The following is a 14837-nucleotide window of genomic DNA, read 5'->3' as shown; positions in this document are numbered from 1 at the left end:
ATTTAGGAGTCAATCATTTCCTTCTCTTTTTTCTTAAGGTTCCTATCAAATATAAAAGGGCCAAACGGTAAAACTGAGGCAACCAAGCCAAAGAATGTTTTCCCAAAGCTCCAGTCTAGCTTCTTGGCTGTCGGAAAAATTATGTAAATATAAACAACAAACAATGCTCCATGTATCCAACCGACTATTTTGACTGCCATTGGCATATCTAACATGTATTTTAACGGCATAGCGATAAATAGCAACAATAGAAATGATATTCCTTCCAGTATACTTATCTTTCTAAACCTCTTTAACCACTTTTCCTTTTGTTCTATAGTTGCCATTATGATAGTTGTATTTATTTTTTTTAATCCGTTTATTTACCAGTTGCCAAACAAAATCATACTTCTTAAATCAATTTGTACACTGATAACTAATCAACAAATAACCTATAACGATTATCCGCATATTTTCATGTGGAAATTAACCTTCTAGTATCATTGCGGATAATCAAATTATTTTTTGATACCAAATAAAATTTGAAGCATGTTCCAAAGCGATTTTTTGAGTGCTACATCTGAGAAAATTGACCTTAAGTCATCAGAATAAAGATACTCTACACCATTTTCATTTTTTATTTCATAATCCCTTTGTTTGAATTGAAACAAACTATGGTTCAATTTTCCAAAAATCAATATTTTATTGGCATTCAATTCATCAATTTTGGCAAGTGAAACTTCTTCAACTGATTCTGAAGAACTCAAAGCTATGTCTTTGAGAGAACAGTTTACAGCTCCAAGGATTTTGAATAGAAATTCTCTCAAATCAGCTTCCAGATGACTTCCTTCATAGACTATTAAGATACCTTTTTCGAAATTTCCTTCATAAATAAGGTCATGTTCCTCTTCACTGACTTCTTCGCTGATTGCTTCTGCATCAGATACCAAATCTATGTTATAATTTTTCTCCAAAAGCGCAGGGATTTCATCTTGGACAATTACAATGTCCGAATCCAAAAACATTCCTAAATGATGTAAATTCATGCTTTCCATAAGGCTAAATTGACTAAAAAATCTCAAGCAAACAAACAATTCCAGTGGATTGAAACAAAAAAGCTAGCTTAACTTCTAAGAGTATTTGAAGAAGTTCTCAGTCTTAAATATTTCAAGAAGAAACCAAATTAAATTAGTAAAATTCCTAGAAAAAAAGGTGAAGAGTCTATCCCTTCACCTTTATTGGGATATTGTCAAGATACCCCACGAAGTGTTTGTCCACCGATTCTGACACCATCCTTTGCGACTTCGTTTTCTCTGCGTGACAGATGTACCAAAAATCAATTTAAATATTAGATTTCTTCCTTTTTATCGTCCAAGTTAAAGATTGATTTCAGTTCAATAGCATCCTTTGGATCCATTCTTTTTGCCAAAACTAACCTAAGTTGTCTCCTTCGCAATGCGCCTTCATAAAGCTCTATTTCTTCTTCCGTCTCGGGTTCTACTTCTGGAACTTCTATAGGTCTTCCTCCTTGATCCACAGCTACAAATGTGAAAAATGCTCTATGGGTTGTGATTTTTTTACTTGCTGGAATGTCTTCAGCGAAAACTTCAATAAATACTTCCATAGAAGAATTGAAAGCTCTCGTAACTTTTGCTTTGAGGGTTACTACATTTCCCAAAGCAATAGGGTGTTTGAAAGAAATGCTATCAGCAGAAGCAGTTACTACGATTCTTGTAGAGTGCTTTTGAGCTGCTATGGCTGCTACCACATCCATCCAGTGCATCAATTTCCCTCCCATGAGGTTGTTCAAAGTATTGGTATCATTTGGTAAGACCATTTCGGTCATTATCACTTCTGATTGCTTTGCAAATCTCTTCTTAGTCATTATATTAAATTTTAGACAAAAATACAGAATAAATTATCTATACAGAAATTATTTAACGTCAATATCGAAATATTGTTTGGTTAAATTCTGATTTTTGTGACTATTAAAATATTGGCATTCAATCTTCCTACAACTCAATCAACTACCCCCATCTTTCAAACCTTCCAACTTTGCAACTTTCAAACCAATTTTCCAATCTTCCAAAATACTAATCTTCTAATCCTCCAACAACTCAATCATCTATCCCCCAACTTTCAAACCTTTCAACTTTGCAACTTTCAAACCAACCTTCCAATCTTCCAATCTTCTAATCCTCCAACAACTCAATCAACTATCCCCCAACTTTCAAACCTTCCAACTTTGCAACTTTCAAACCAACCTTCCAATCTTCCAATCTTGTCATTAAAGCGACTGACTTCTCCAACCTTCCTCGCCTAGTAGGGGAACAAAAGCAAAATTGTCAAATTCTTCTTGGATAATCTTTCTTTCGGTTTTTTTGAATAGCTTCATCATCTTTTGGGTGTTTCTATCTCCAACAGGAATTACCAAAATACCCCCGACTTTCAATTGTTTGAGAAGGGAGTTTGGTACCACTGGAGCTCCTGCAGTAACAATGATTTTATCAAATGGAGCCTTTGTAGGAATACCTTGCGAACCATCACCGTAATAGAAGTTAATTGGAATGCCTAATTTGGTAAGGAATTTTTTTGTTTTGTCAAATAGCTTCTTTTGATACTCTATGCTGTGTACTTCCGCTCCAAGTAGATGGAGGATAGCTGCTTGATATCCTGACCCTGTTCCTATTTCCAAGATTTTGTCACCTGACTTTACTTCCAGCAATTCTGATTGAAAAGCGACAGTATAGGGTTGTGAAATAGTCTGACCTTCGCCTATTGGGAATGCTTTGTCCTCATAAGCATGTGAATCCAAAGCAGTGTCGAAAAAAAAATGGCGGGGAATCGTATTAATTGCTTGCAATACATTGCCGTCTTTTATACCTTTTTTTTCCAGTAATTTTACTAAGGCATTTCTTTGACCCTTATGTCTATAAGTATCCTCAAGTCTGAGCATTGATATAAATGAATATTTTAGAAACTTTAATTGAGACTGCTAAGTTAATGTTTAAAATGGCTTAATTTGAAGCAATTTCCATTTGAAAGTTTATAATCTGAATTATTCAGGAACAATATTAGAAAAAATGTTTACAGGAATCATTGAGACCCTTGGGGTTATACAGAAAATAGAAAAAGAAGGTACTAATTTTCATTTTTTTATTCATTCATCAATTACAAACGAATTGAAAATTGACCAATCTGTCGCTCACAATGGGGTTTGCCTCACTGTTGTGGCAATAGAAGGAGAGGTTTACAAAGTTACAGCAATCGATGAGACATTGAAAAAAACGAGTCTTAAAAATTGGGAAGTAGGTAAAAAGGTAAACATCGAAAGATGCATGCCTGCAAATGGAAGGTTTGACGGGCATATAGTACAAGGCCATGTAGATCAAGTAGGTAGAGTAGATGGTATTTCTGAGCAGGATGGCTCTTGGATTTTTGATTTTTCCTTTGATCCAAACCTTGGGAATGTCACTGTCGAAAAAGGATCAATCACAATAAACGGAACAAGCTTAACTTGTTTCAATTCAAAAAACGGAAGTTTTTCAGTTGCAATTATTCCATATACCTATGAATTCACAAATTTCCATCAATTACAAATCGGCAATGAAGTGAACTTGGAGTTTGACGTGATCGGAAAGTACATTCAGAGAATAATTAGAGGTTACTCCTCCTGATTGACGTTTTAGATCAAATCATAATTTTACGGGTGTTTCCGCAATTTAGGATGATCAATAACAAGAGAATTTGTGAGTTAAAAATATTACTCTATAGCTTGGTCAACTGTAGTGAAACTTAACTTTGGACTGTTTTTGCAGATATTTTGGAATTCAAAAACAGTCCGATCTGATATGATAAATATGCGCCTATAGTCCCAACGGAAGCTCCCACAATAACATCTGCTGGATAATGTACACCAAGATAGATCCTTGTATATGAAAATAATGCTGCCCAAAGGAAAAGCCATTTTACTGCCTGAAAACGATCTGTCAGGGTTAGAGCCATTATGGTGGCAATGCCAAAACTATTGGACGCATGCGAGGATGCAAATCCATACAAGCCACCGCATTTACCAAAATTATGGACTATTCCTTCCCACCTCGGGTCATGACAGGGCCTGAGACGCTCGAAGAAAGGTTTCATAAAGCCTGATGTAAATTGGTCCGCTATCAGGATAGTAAGCCCTATACTAATGAAAACCCACCAGGATTGCTTACCAAACTTTTTTACAACAAGAAAAGTCAAAAATAAATACAATGGTATCCAAGGGATGGTTTGGGTTAGTTGAAAAACAATCGGATCTAAAAAGTCAGTATGAAAACCATTCAGGTATATAAACAAGCTTTCGTCCCAAGATTTTAAACTTTCTACCATTGTCATCAATTATTAAACCCAATCTATTCCTTTTGTCAACAATTCCAGTGTATTGGCTTCTTTTGAACCGGACTCCACTTGATGCATATATTCCCAACTTGCTAACGGAGGCATACTCATCAAAATACTTTCTGTTCTTCCATTGGTGTCCAGACCGAATTTTGTACCTGCATCCCAGACCAAATTGAACTCAACATATCGCCCCCTTCTGAGCGCTTGCCAACTTTTTTCATTCTTTCCATAAGGGATCTGATGATTTTTCTTCATGAAATGTGTGTAAACCTTCGGGAATAAATAGCCTATAGCTTTTACAAATTCAAAAATTCCATTCATCTCTTCAGAATCTTTGGAGGTCAATCGGTCAAAGAAGATACCACCAATTCCTCTTGTTTCATTTCTGTGTTTGATGAAAAAATAATCATCTGCCCATTTTTTGAACTTTGGATAATAGCTTTCATCAAAATGATCACAAGTGTCTTTTATAGCTTGATGGAAAAATTTGGCATCTTCTTCATCCACATAATGTGGAGTCAAATCAATACCTCCTCCAAACCAATTCACACCATTACTCATTTCAAAATATCGAATGTTCATGTGAATGATAGGCACCATTGGACTCTCTGGGTGGATTACAATTGATACACCAGTTGCAAAAAAATCAGATTTCTCAAGATTCAGTTTTTGAAGGATTTTGTCTGGTGTAGGTCCTTCTACAGCCGAAAAAGCAACGCCTCCTTTTTCAATGATATTTCCATTTTGGATTATTCGGGTTCTCCCACCACCACCTTCTTGGCGTTTCCAAAGATCTTCTTTGAAGATTGCTTTCCCATCTGCCAATTCCAATTCTTTACAGATATGGTCTTGGATCTTTTTGAAATCATTTGCGATTTGATCCTTGTTCATTTTATTTTTTTTCAATCTTAAATCTAAAATCAGTCCTCCAACTCCAACACTTCCAAAATATCCGCCAGTTCATCAAAATCTTTCAAGCCTGGCTTGATTTCATCTCCACCTTCTAGAGATATTCCCTTTACTTTGGTTTTGCCTAACACTTCTTCGATTGTCGATGCATCCAGCCCAAATCCCAAGAGAACTTGGCATTTTTCTGCAAGTTCTTTGATTTTTAAGGATGTAGCTTCGTCTAATTCCAAGGTGTCACTTACCAAATGTACGGTTACTCCGAAATCAGCATACGACTTTGACTTGGAGATTAGATCATCGATTGTATCTAAATCCTCAACTTTACATTTCAAAATCAATCCGAAACTTGAATTTACGAGCATTTTTAGATGGATTTCTTCTTGAATTTCCAGATAATTTATCTCTGGGTAGGCTTTTACAATTTCCAAGATAGTATCTGGGTGACTTTCTTCAAACTCTGCAACATATTCCAAACCTGACAACCAATCTGTGATTTCCTTGAACTTTTCAGGGGAGATGAAGTTTTTATTGTTTTCTTCAAGGCTGAATCCCATCAAGTTAACATACATTCCCGCACAATATCTGGCATCGCTTAGGTTATTGATGTTGCTTATTTTTACAAAAGTTTTTAGTGACATGACAAGTATTGTTGATTTTATAGATACGAAGGTAAAAGATTTCGCCCGAAAAATGTATTTTTAGCCCCTTGTTAGTATGCTTCTATGCGATATTTGATTAAACTTTATTTATTGGTTGTTGCAATAGGTCTGTTTTCTTGTAGAGAAATGGATGATGTGAACGTGGATTTGGGTTATGATTATCAACCTTTGGATATTGGTCTGTTTTGGGAATATGAAGTAGAAGAAAGGATAGTATTTGGTGAAAATGATTCTGAGGAGTTTGCCTATTTTTTTAGGGATAAAATTGATTATTCCTATATCAATGAAGCGGGAGAAGAGGTTTTTGTAGTATTGAGAGAAAAATCTAATGATAGGATAGATTGGCTGATTGAAGGGAATTATTCGTTATTAGTTAGAAATCAAGCGTTGGTCAGAATGCAAGAAAATGAAAGAGTTGTCACCTTTTCTTTTCCACCTCGTCTCAACAAATCTTGGGATGGGCGAGTTTATTCTTCGAGACAGCCTGAGATGTTCAATGTAAGTCTCTTAGGAATTTACCAGCTTGGGCAAACTAACTACTCACAAGTTGTTCAGGTTTTACAAAGTCAAGAAGATGATAAAATCACTTTTCGGGATAATAGGTATGAAGTTTATGCTAAGGGTATTGGAATGATAGAGCAATATTTTGAGGTGTTTACATATTGTTCCCGAAATGATTGTTTGGGTCAGGAGTTGATAGATTCAGGCAGTTTGAGACATTTAAGGATTATCAATTATGGGAAAAATTAGATTCCTTTTTTCAATATTTTTCGCTTTGGTTTTCCATTTTTCGAATGGACAGGGAAAATATGCAGTTCATTATAAATACAAACCCCAAGATCAATTTAGTTTGGAGGATGGCACTGGATTTTTAACTACAAAATCGCTTGAAAGAAGAGTCAAGCAAAGCATTCCTCTAGACAGCTTGGATCTTCCAATTTCCAAAAAGTATGAAGCGCAAATTTTGGAAAATTCAATGGAATTGATCTATAACACAAAGTGGATGAATGCCTCACTAGTCATAGCTAGTCAGGATCAAGTTGATGTGATTTCTGGTTTTGATTTTGTTGAAAAAGTGGAATTTGTTTCACCTATTTCAAACAATGGCGGAAGGATTCACCGAAGAGATAAAAGAGCAAATATTCAAAATCTAGAATTAAAAAATGTTTCAAGGAAATCAAGCAATGAAGTTTATGATTTTCAAAATTCTCTATTAGGTATACAGCAAATGCATGAAGAGGGATTTACAGGAAAAGGGGTCACGATAGCAGTTTTTGATGGAGGATTTTTAGGAGTAGATAAAATCGATGGATTTAAGCATTTGTTTGAAAATAACCAGATTGTTGCTACAAGGGATTTTATAAATTTGAGAAATGCAGATGTTTATACTAGACACCAACACGGCACAAATGTCCTATCGCTAATTGGTGCTAATATGCCACAACTTTTAGTGTCTGGAGCTCCGGATGCAAGTTATATTCTTTGTATTACAGAAGATGTGTTTTCAGAATATAGGATAGAAGAATACAATTGGCTAAAAGCAGCCGAGTTTGCTGACAGTTTAGGGGTAGATATCATTAATTCATCATTGGGTTATTTAGATTTTGATGACCCAAGAATGGATTATTTTGCCGAAGATCTCGATGGTGCCACCGCAGTTATTTCACAAGCCGCTTTCATAGCTGGGCAAAAAGGGATATTGGTAGTCAATAGTGTAGGGAACTATGGCAGTAGAGGAGGGCAGTCCATCACAGCGCCTGCAGATGCAAAAGGGATTTTGTCTATCGGTGCAGTAGATATTGAATTCAAGCGTGCAAATTTCAGCTCTCAAGGACCTAATGCATTGGGTGATTTGAAACCTGAATTAGTCACATTCGGTAGGGGAGCATTTTTGATTAGATCAAACGGAACTGTAAGTCCAGGCAATGGCACATCTTTTTCGGCGCCACAGATAACAGCTTTAGCAGCTGGACTATGGCAGGCGAAGCCAGATTGGACCAAGAATCAATTGATCGATGCTTTAATAAAAAGTGGATCACAAGCAGAGAATCCTGATAATGAATTGGGGTATGGGATTCCTGATTTTGCAAGGGCTTATTATGGAGAGATTCTATCAGTCGAAGAAAAAGGGGAGGTTGAAGATTGGAAAATCTATCCAAATCCCAATGAAGGACAAGAGCTCTTTATAAATTTCGGACTGTCAAATCAGATTGCAATTAGACTATTTGACGTAAATGGAAGTGTGATTTTAGATAGTGAAATTTCTAGGGATTCAAATAATAACCCTTTTACGGTCAGTTTACCTACTTTGGTAAAAGGTGTATATTTATTGGAACTTCAGTCTGGCAGAGATGTCAAAAGGACAAAATTAATAAAAAGATAGGGGGCTAAACTCTTTTTTATTTCCTTTGCAGGATAAAAACCCTACTAAAACAATAATGTCAGTTAAAATAGCCCCTTCTATACTTGCATCTGATTTTGCCAACTTGCAAAAAGAGATCGAAATGATCAATGTTTCAGAAGCTGATTACATCCATGTGGATATAATGGATGGTGTATTTGTACCAAATATTTCTTTTGGGATACCAGTCACCGAAGCAGTAAATAAACATGCAAAAAAACCATTGGATGTTCACCTTATGATAGTCAACCCAGATCAATACCTGGAAGCATTTAAAAATGCTGGAGCAGCCATTATTTCTGTTCATTACGAAGCTTGTACTCATTTGCATAGAACTTTACAGGGAATCAAGCAGTTGGGCTGTAAGGCTGGAGTAGCCATTAATCCACATACATCTGTAGAGCTGTTGAAAGATGTCATTATGGATATTGACTTGGTTTGTATCATGTCTGTCAATCCTGGATTTGGAGGACAGAAATTTATCGAAAATACTTATGCCAAAGTAAAGAGGCTAAAAGAAATAATCATCGAAAATGGTGCAGAAACTGAAATAGAAATTGATGGAGGTGTAAATGAAAGTAATGCACCATTGTTGAGAGCAGCAGGAGCCGATGTTTTAGTAGCAGGAAGCTTTGTGTTTTCTTCGTCTGATCCTTTGTCAACCATAGAAAAACTAAAAAAGATTGATTAGTTTAAAACATCATAAAGAATCCTTTAATCAAAAATAATTACCTTTTAACAATATTTAAGGCACATCTTTTGCATATTTTTTTGGTAAAATGGTCTTTTAACGTTTTATTAGAGGATCGTTTTTGAATATAAAACTAAATTAAAATCTATTGTCATGATGAAAAGAGTATTTGTATTAGCCTTCTTAATGTTAGGTATGATGAGTGTGCAAGTCAATGCACAAGATGAGTCCGAGGAAGTTACCGAAGAAGAGATGATGAAATTTGCTGCCATGGAAGCTAATTTTGCTGCATTTATAGCAGGCAAGCAAGCTGAAATGGAAGATATGATCAAATCAAATGAAATAATCGAAGGCGGAGGAGCAAGGTATAATGAAATCAAAGCTGCTTGGGGTAACGATGAAAAATTAGCTGAAATTAATATCACTGAAGAGGAGAAAGCAGAATATCAGAGAATTCAAGATTTTATTGGTTCTATTGGTGAGTCTGCAAGAGAATACAAAACTGATCTAATTATGGACGCAGATGTTTTGGGAGCAGCGACTTACAACAAAGTGAACAAAGCAATCAAAGAAAATCCAGAAGTTAAAGAAAAAGTGGATACTATGATTGCAGAAATGAAAAAGAAAAATGCTGAAGAAGGACAAGAGCCTGTTACGGATATGTAATTTTTCATAACATCATAAAAAAAGGAGATTTTCAATTTGAAAATCTCCTTTTTTTATGTCTAAAGAGTATTTATTTTGTTCAAACCTCGTTATTTAATCGAACGATGTATTTAAAATTATGGTTATTTCGAATATCTTCATCCTTTCAATGAATGCTTTCTTGTCATCAATTATAGTAAATCTATGAATCTTAAGTCAATACTTCTACTATCATCAATCTTTTTGCTTACCATCATAGAAATACAAGCACAGCAAGATGATATTTTCGGAATTGATACGAGAGTAAAGCGTGGAAGAATGAGTGAAAGTAATATTGGGAATGTTTTCAGAAAGGGAATTAGCAATTTTAGTTTTGAATTATCTTCAGGAGGTAGTTATCTACATAACAATATGGATTTTTTATCCGCTAACCCTAGTGAATATCCAATAAGCCAATTTCAAAATATAGAAAATACGACAGAAATACCCGTCGATGAAATCACGAAGTTTGATGGTAGTGGTTTTGGTGTCCCTATCAATTTGGGAGTAAAGCTGAATGTATTTAACCTATTTATTTTGGGGGGCGGATACGGACGGGAAATTGGGAATATAAATAATTTGCAAGGTTCTGATTATAGATTTGAGTTCCAAAATAGTTCCTATACTTTCGACAAGCTATATGGAAATTTAGGTTTGGTTCTATATGATGCAAAAAAACGAGCAAGTTTTCTGAAATGGAAATACCGTAGATATTCTTCTCAGAATATATACATGCAGTCTGAAAAAAATCAAAGGATTCGTCAAAATTATCCTTGGAGATTTATCTTGGAAGGCGAGTATGGGAGTTTGATAGTTCGTAAATCACCAGATTCTCGTTTGGTAAATAATAATGAGCCTTATTATGGAATTGCTTTTAGAATAGAAAGGCAGTTTTCTGAATATGCACGATTTTTTGTTAAAACCGGAGCAGAATTTAGAAATTTATCATTTGAGGGCACAAATATTGAAGAATTTCAAAATATTAAACAGACTTTGTACGGCGCTCAAGTTGGCCTTTCCATAAGTCTTCCAGGGACAAAAAGGTGCAAAGTACAAGGTTGTGGTGTGGTAATGAAGCACTTACATGACGGGGTTGAGTATAGAGGTAGTTCCATATTCAATCTCCAAAACAGAAGAGTGGGTCAGTGGTATTAAAACTTATTTAAATTCCCCCTTTTTGAGTGTAAAATCATATTTTAAAACCGTTATCTTTTTATTATCTTGCAAGCTTATTGAGAATAGATAAATATGGCTCAAGGAGAAAGAGAGAATATCATACCGATTAACATTGAAGACGAAATGCGTGGAGCCTACATCGATTATTCGATGTCGGTTATTGTTTCCAGAGCACTTCCAGATGTCCGAGACGGACTAAAGCCTGTTCATAGAAGAATACTCTTCGGAATGCAAGAACTAGGCGTTTTACATAACAAATCCTTTAAAAAATCAGCTAGAATCGTTGGTGAGGTACTAGGTAAGTACCACCCACATGGTGACTCTGCAGTATATGAAACAATGGTTCGTATGGCGCAACCTTGGTCTTTGAGATATCCTTTGGTGGATGGTCAGGGTAACTTTGGTTCTGTGGATGGAGATAATCCAGCCGCGATGCGTTACACAGAAGCAAGGTTAAAAAGAATCGCAGAAGAGCTTTTGATTGATATCAATAAAGAAACTGTTGATTTTCAATTGAACTTTGATGATTCCTTGAAGGAGCCTGTTGTATTACCTGCAAAAATCCCTGCCCTTCTATTGAATGGCGCATCTGGAATTGCAGTAGGTATGGCCACAAATATGGCTCCACACAATCTAGGAGAAATTGTAGATGGCATCACCGCTTACATCGATAATAGAGACATCACTATTTCCGAATTGATGGAGTTTATTGTAGCTCCAGATTTCCCTACAGGTGGGATTATCTATGGATATAATGGTGTCAAAGCTGCTTTTGAAACGGGAAGAGGAAGGATAATCGTACGCGGTAAAGCTGGAATAGAGACTAAAGATAGTGGCAAGGAGATGATCATCATCTCTGAGATCCCATATTTGGTGAACAAAGCCAATATGATCGAGAAGACCGCCCAGCTGATTACAGAGAAAAAAATAGATGGTATTTCTGCTATCAGAGATGAATCTGATAGACAAGGAATGCGGATTGTTTATGAACTGAAGAGAGATGCCATTTCAAATGTGGTATTGAATAATCTTTACAAACAGACTCAGTTACAAACTTCATTTTCAGTAAATAACGTAGCCTTAGTTAAAGGAAGACCTTATACTTTGAACCTGAAAGACATGATTGTACATTATGTCAATCACCGTCACGAAGTTGTCATTAGAAGGACTGAATATGAACTGAGAGAAGCGGAAAAAAGAGCCCATATTTTGTTAGGTTATTTAATTGCTTTGGATAACCTTGATGAAGTAATTTCTTTGATCAGAAGTTCAAGAGATCCTGAGACTGCCAGAAATGGTTTGATGGAACGCTTTGAATTGAGTGAAATTCAAGCAAGAGCAATTTTGGACATGAGACTTCAGCGCCTTACAGGCATGGAGAGAGAGAAGATCCAGGAAGAATATGATCAGATCATGCTTCTTATTGAAGAGTTGAAAGAAATTCTTGCAAATGAGGATAAGCGTATGCAAATCATCAAAGATGAACTTGCAGAGATCAAACAAAGATATGCTGATGACAGAAGAACCGAAATCGAACACAATGCGGAAGATTTCAGTTATGAAGACATGATTCCAAATGAGGAAGTTGTAATTACAGTTTCCCACGAAGGTTATATCAAAAGGACAGCATTGACTGAGTATAGAACACAAAGTAGAGGAGGAGTTGGTTCAAGAGGTGCTACTACCAAGAATGATGATTGGACTGAATACCTTTTCACAGCTTCGACTCATAATTATCTTTTGATTTTTACGGATTTAGGAAAGTTATTCTGGTTGAAAACATATGCGATCCCGGAAGGTTCCAAAGCTTCGAAAGGCAGACCTATTCAAAATTTGATCAACATTACATCGGAAGATAGAATTAGGTCAATAATTCAAGTAGGAGACTTAGGGGATGAGGATTATATAAACAATAATTTCCTAGTGATGGTTACCAAAAAAGGGATCATCAAAAAAACCACTTTAGAGCAGTATTCAAGACCGAGAACTAACGGTATTATAGCATTGAATATCAGGGATGAAGATCAACTGATGCAAGTTGAAATGACCAATGGAGATTCCCATATTATCATTGCAGCCAAATCAGGTAGAGCTATTCATTTCCATGAATCGACTGTCAGACCGATGGGCAGGACCGCTACAGGTGTAAAAGCAATTAAGTTAACAGATGTTAATGACCATGTAATTGGCATGGTATGTGCCTCCAGAGAAGATGCAACGCTATTGGTTGTATCAGAAAAAGGTTACGGAAAGCGCTCAGAGCTTGATGCCTACAGAATCACAAATAGAGGAGGGAAAGGAGTTAAAGCAATGAGTGTCACTGAAAAAACCGGAAGTCTGGTTGCAATTAAAGAAGTAGTTGACACAGATGATTTGATGATTATCAATAAGTCAGGAATCACTATAAGAACTCCCGTTTCAAACCTTAGGGTAATGGGTAGAGCTACTCAAGGTGTGAGGCTTATCAAGCTTGGAGAAAATGATGAAATTTCTTCAGTAGAAAAAATCAAAAAAGAAGAAGAAACTGAGGAGGAATTGGATTTGATCAATCCAGAAGAAGGATCAAATCAAGATGATAGCCCAGATTCAGAAAACAATGTAACCGAAGAACCAAACAATTAAGAAAAAAGAACAAAATGAAAAAGTTAATCTTATCATTAGCATTAGTAGGTTTTGTCACAGTTAGTTTCGCACAGAAAAAAGTGTTGAAATCTGCTGAAAAAAACTACAAAAAAGGAGAGTTGACTACTGCTTTAACAGAAGTTGAAGAGGCATTATCTGACCCTGAGACAAAAGATGATCCTTCCACGATCTTTTTGAAAGGTCAGATTCAAACGAAGATGTTTGACACTGCTGACGAAAATGAAATGTCTACCGTTACTCTAGGTCGCGATGCATTTTCGACATTTTCCAAAACAATGGAAATGATCAACAACGATAAGAGTAGTAAGGTTGGTAAGGATCTATGGAAAGATGATCTTCCTGGAATGCCAGATAATTTGAGATCTTTTGGTATCGAAACACTTAAAAATGCGACATTTAATAAAGCTATCGCTACTTATGAAGAAGATAATCTAGAGATGGCATATGAATACTTTGCTTTAGCAAGTGATATCAGTCCTCAAGATACTACCATGAACTTCAATGCTGGATATTTGGCTAATCAATTAGATAAGACAGAGGAAGCAAAGGTTTACTTCAATAGATTGCTTGAAATCGAAGAGTATAACAAGCTAAACACTTATTATTTCTTGATTCAGATTGCAAGTTCAATTGATAAAGATCCAGAAGAGGCTTATAGATTAGTGAAATTAGCAAAAGAAGAAGATCCTACTGATAAAACTTTGGCTGAGTTTGAAATTCAGTTTTTGTTACAGCTAGACAAAATGGATGAAGCCATGAGTTCTGTTGTTGAAGCTTTAAAAAATGACCCAGAGAATACGGGTATTCTTTTGAGATATGGATACTTACTTGAGCAATCTGGTGACTTGGATGGAGCTTTGGTTCAGTACAAGAAATCTGTTGCAGCAGATCCTGACTTCTTTGAAGGTAATTATTATGCTGGAGCAATCTTCATAGAAAAAGCAAGAACGATCCTTAATGAAGTAGGTAGTTTGTCAGATGAAGAGTGGGAGAAGAAGTCTGATGCGATGAACAAAGAAGCAGAAGATCTTTATAAAGAATCAATTGTCTATTTCACAAAAGCTTCTGAATTGAAGCCTGATTCTACAGAGATATTAGAGACATTGTTTCAAATCCATACAAGATTAGATAATAAAGAAGAAGCTGAAAAATATAACCAAAAATTGATATCCATTTTGGGCGAAAACTGGATGGAAGGTTAATTTTAGTAATTTTAAATACTATAGAAAAAAGCTACCGCATGGTAGCTTTTTTTTTGGTTTTTTAGTTACCAAAAATCTCCCAATAAGAATATTTACATTGTTGAAAT

The 14837-nt window shown here is 35.7% G+C and carries 15 protein-coding genes; 8 read left to right on the top strand and 7 right to left on the bottom strand.

From position 1 onward, the window contains the following. Positions 1-2 precede the first annotated feature (2 nt). From MM213_RS01985 to MM213_RS01970, 4 genes are all read right to left on the bottom strand, one after another. Positions 3-326, bottom strand: a complete 324-nt coding sequence (locus MM213_RS01985; RefSeq protein WP_241409629.1) for a DUF3817 domain-containing protein — start codon at positions 324-326, stop codon at positions 3-5. Between the two features lie 171 nt (positions 327-497). After that, positions 498-1034: a hypothetical protein gene (locus MM213_RS01980; protein ID WP_241409628.1), complete on the bottom strand. Its 537-nt coding sequence runs from the start codon at positions 1032-1034 to the stop codon at positions 498-500. 293 nt (positions 1035-1327) lie between these two features. Continuing rightward, the gene (locus tag MM213_RS01975; protein WP_241409627.1) at positions 1328-1864 is read right to left on the bottom strand and encodes an acyl-CoA thioesterase; all 537 of its coding nucleotides are present in this window, start codon (positions 1862-1864) and stop codon (positions 1328-1330) included. Positions 1865-2266: 402 nt separating this feature from the next. Then, positions 2267-2935: a protein-L-isoaspartate(D-aspartate) O-methyltransferase gene (locus tag MM213_RS01970; RefSeq protein ID WP_241409626.1), complete on the bottom strand. Its 669-nt coding sequence runs from the start codon at positions 2933-2935 to the stop codon at positions 2267-2269. A 127-nt stretch (positions 2936-3062) separates the two neighbouring features. Here MM213_RS01970 and MM213_RS01965 point away from each other — a divergent pair, with 127 nt between their 5' ends. Beyond that, a complete protein-coding gene (locus MM213_RS01965) occupies positions 3063-3656 on the top strand; it encodes a riboflavin synthase (RefSeq protein WP_241409625.1) in 594 nt (197 codons plus the stop codon). 118 nt (positions 3657-3774) lie between these two features. Here MM213_RS01965 and MM213_RS01960 read toward each other — a convergent pair whose 3' ends face one another. Genes MM213_RS01960 through MM213_RS01950 form a run of 3 tightly spaced genes read right to left on the bottom strand, consistent with a single transcriptional unit; the run spans position 3775 to position 5912 of the window. Then, positions 3775-4353: a phosphatase PAP2 family protein gene (locus tag MM213_RS01960; RefSeq protein WP_241409624.1), complete on the bottom strand. Its 579-nt coding sequence runs from the start codon at positions 4351-4353 to the stop codon at positions 3775-3777. 12 nt (positions 4354-4365) lie between these two features. After that, positions 4366-5256, bottom strand: coding sequence for an oxygen-dependent coproporphyrinogen oxidase (gene hemF, locus MM213_RS01955; protein ID WP_241409623.1), 891 nt, complete (start codon positions 5254-5256; stop codon positions 4366-4368). Between the two features lie 29 nt (positions 5257-5285). Then, positions 5286-5912 (bottom strand): beta/alpha barrel domain-containing protein, encoded by a 627-nt coding sequence (locus tag MM213_RS01950; protein WP_241409622.1) that lies wholly within the window; start codon positions 5910-5912, stop codon positions 5286-5288. A gap of 111 nt (positions 5913-6023) precedes the next feature. Between MM213_RS01950 and MM213_RS01945 the strand changes: the two genes are divergently transcribed. The 7 genes from MM213_RS01945 to MM213_RS01915 all read left to right on the top strand — a co-directional run bounded on the left by MM213_RS01945 (position 6024) and on the right by MM213_RS01915 (position 14730). Beyond that, the gene (locus MM213_RS01945) at positions 6024-6683 is read left to right on the top strand and encodes a hypothetical protein (protein ID WP_241409621.1); all 660 of its coding nucleotides are present in this window, start codon (positions 6024-6026) and stop codon (positions 6681-6683) included. After that, complete coding sequence (locus MM213_RS01940; protein WP_241409620.1) at positions 6670-8316, top strand: S8 family serine peptidase; 1647 nt, start codon at positions 6670-6672, stop codon at positions 8314-8316. Before MM213_RS01945 ends, MM213_RS01940 begins: the two co-directional genes overlap by 14 nt. Before the next feature lie 55 nt (positions 8317-8371). After that, positions 8372-9025: a ribulose-phosphate 3-epimerase gene (gene rpe, locus MM213_RS01935; protein ID WP_241409619.1), complete on the top strand. Its 654-nt coding sequence runs from the start codon at positions 8372-8374 to the stop codon at positions 9023-9025. Positions 9026-9181: 156 nt separating this feature from the next. Next, positions 9182-9691 (top strand): hypothetical protein, encoded by a 510-nt coding sequence (locus MM213_RS01930; RefSeq protein WP_241409793.1) that lies wholly within the window; start codon positions 9182-9184, stop codon positions 9689-9691. Between the two features lie 183 nt (positions 9692-9874). Further along, the gene (locus MM213_RS01925) at positions 9875-10864 is read left to right on the top strand and encodes a hypothetical protein (RefSeq protein ID WP_241409618.1); all 990 of its coding nucleotides are present in this window, start codon (positions 9875-9877) and stop codon (positions 10862-10864) included. Positions 10865-10957: 93 nt separating this feature from the next. After that, positions 10958-13507, top strand: a complete 2550-nt coding sequence (gene gyrA / locus MM213_RS01920) for a DNA gyrase subunit A (RefSeq protein WP_241409617.1) — start codon at positions 10958-10960, stop codon at positions 13505-13507. 14 nt (positions 13508-13521) lie between these two features. After that, positions 13522-14730: a tetratricopeptide repeat protein gene (locus MM213_RS01915; RefSeq protein WP_241409616.1), complete on the top strand. Its 1209-nt coding sequence runs from the start codon at positions 13522-13524 to the stop codon at positions 14728-14730. Positions 14731-14837 lie beyond the last annotated feature (107 nt).

The organism is Belliella alkalica, from assembly GCF_022549785.1.
Taxonomy (GTDB): Bacteria; Bacteroidota; Bacteroidia; order Cytophagales; family Cyclobacteriaceae; genus Belliella; species Belliella alkalica.
The sequence above is the reverse complement of the archived record's forward strand: the minus strand, read 5'-3'. Positions and strand labels throughout refer to the sequence as shown.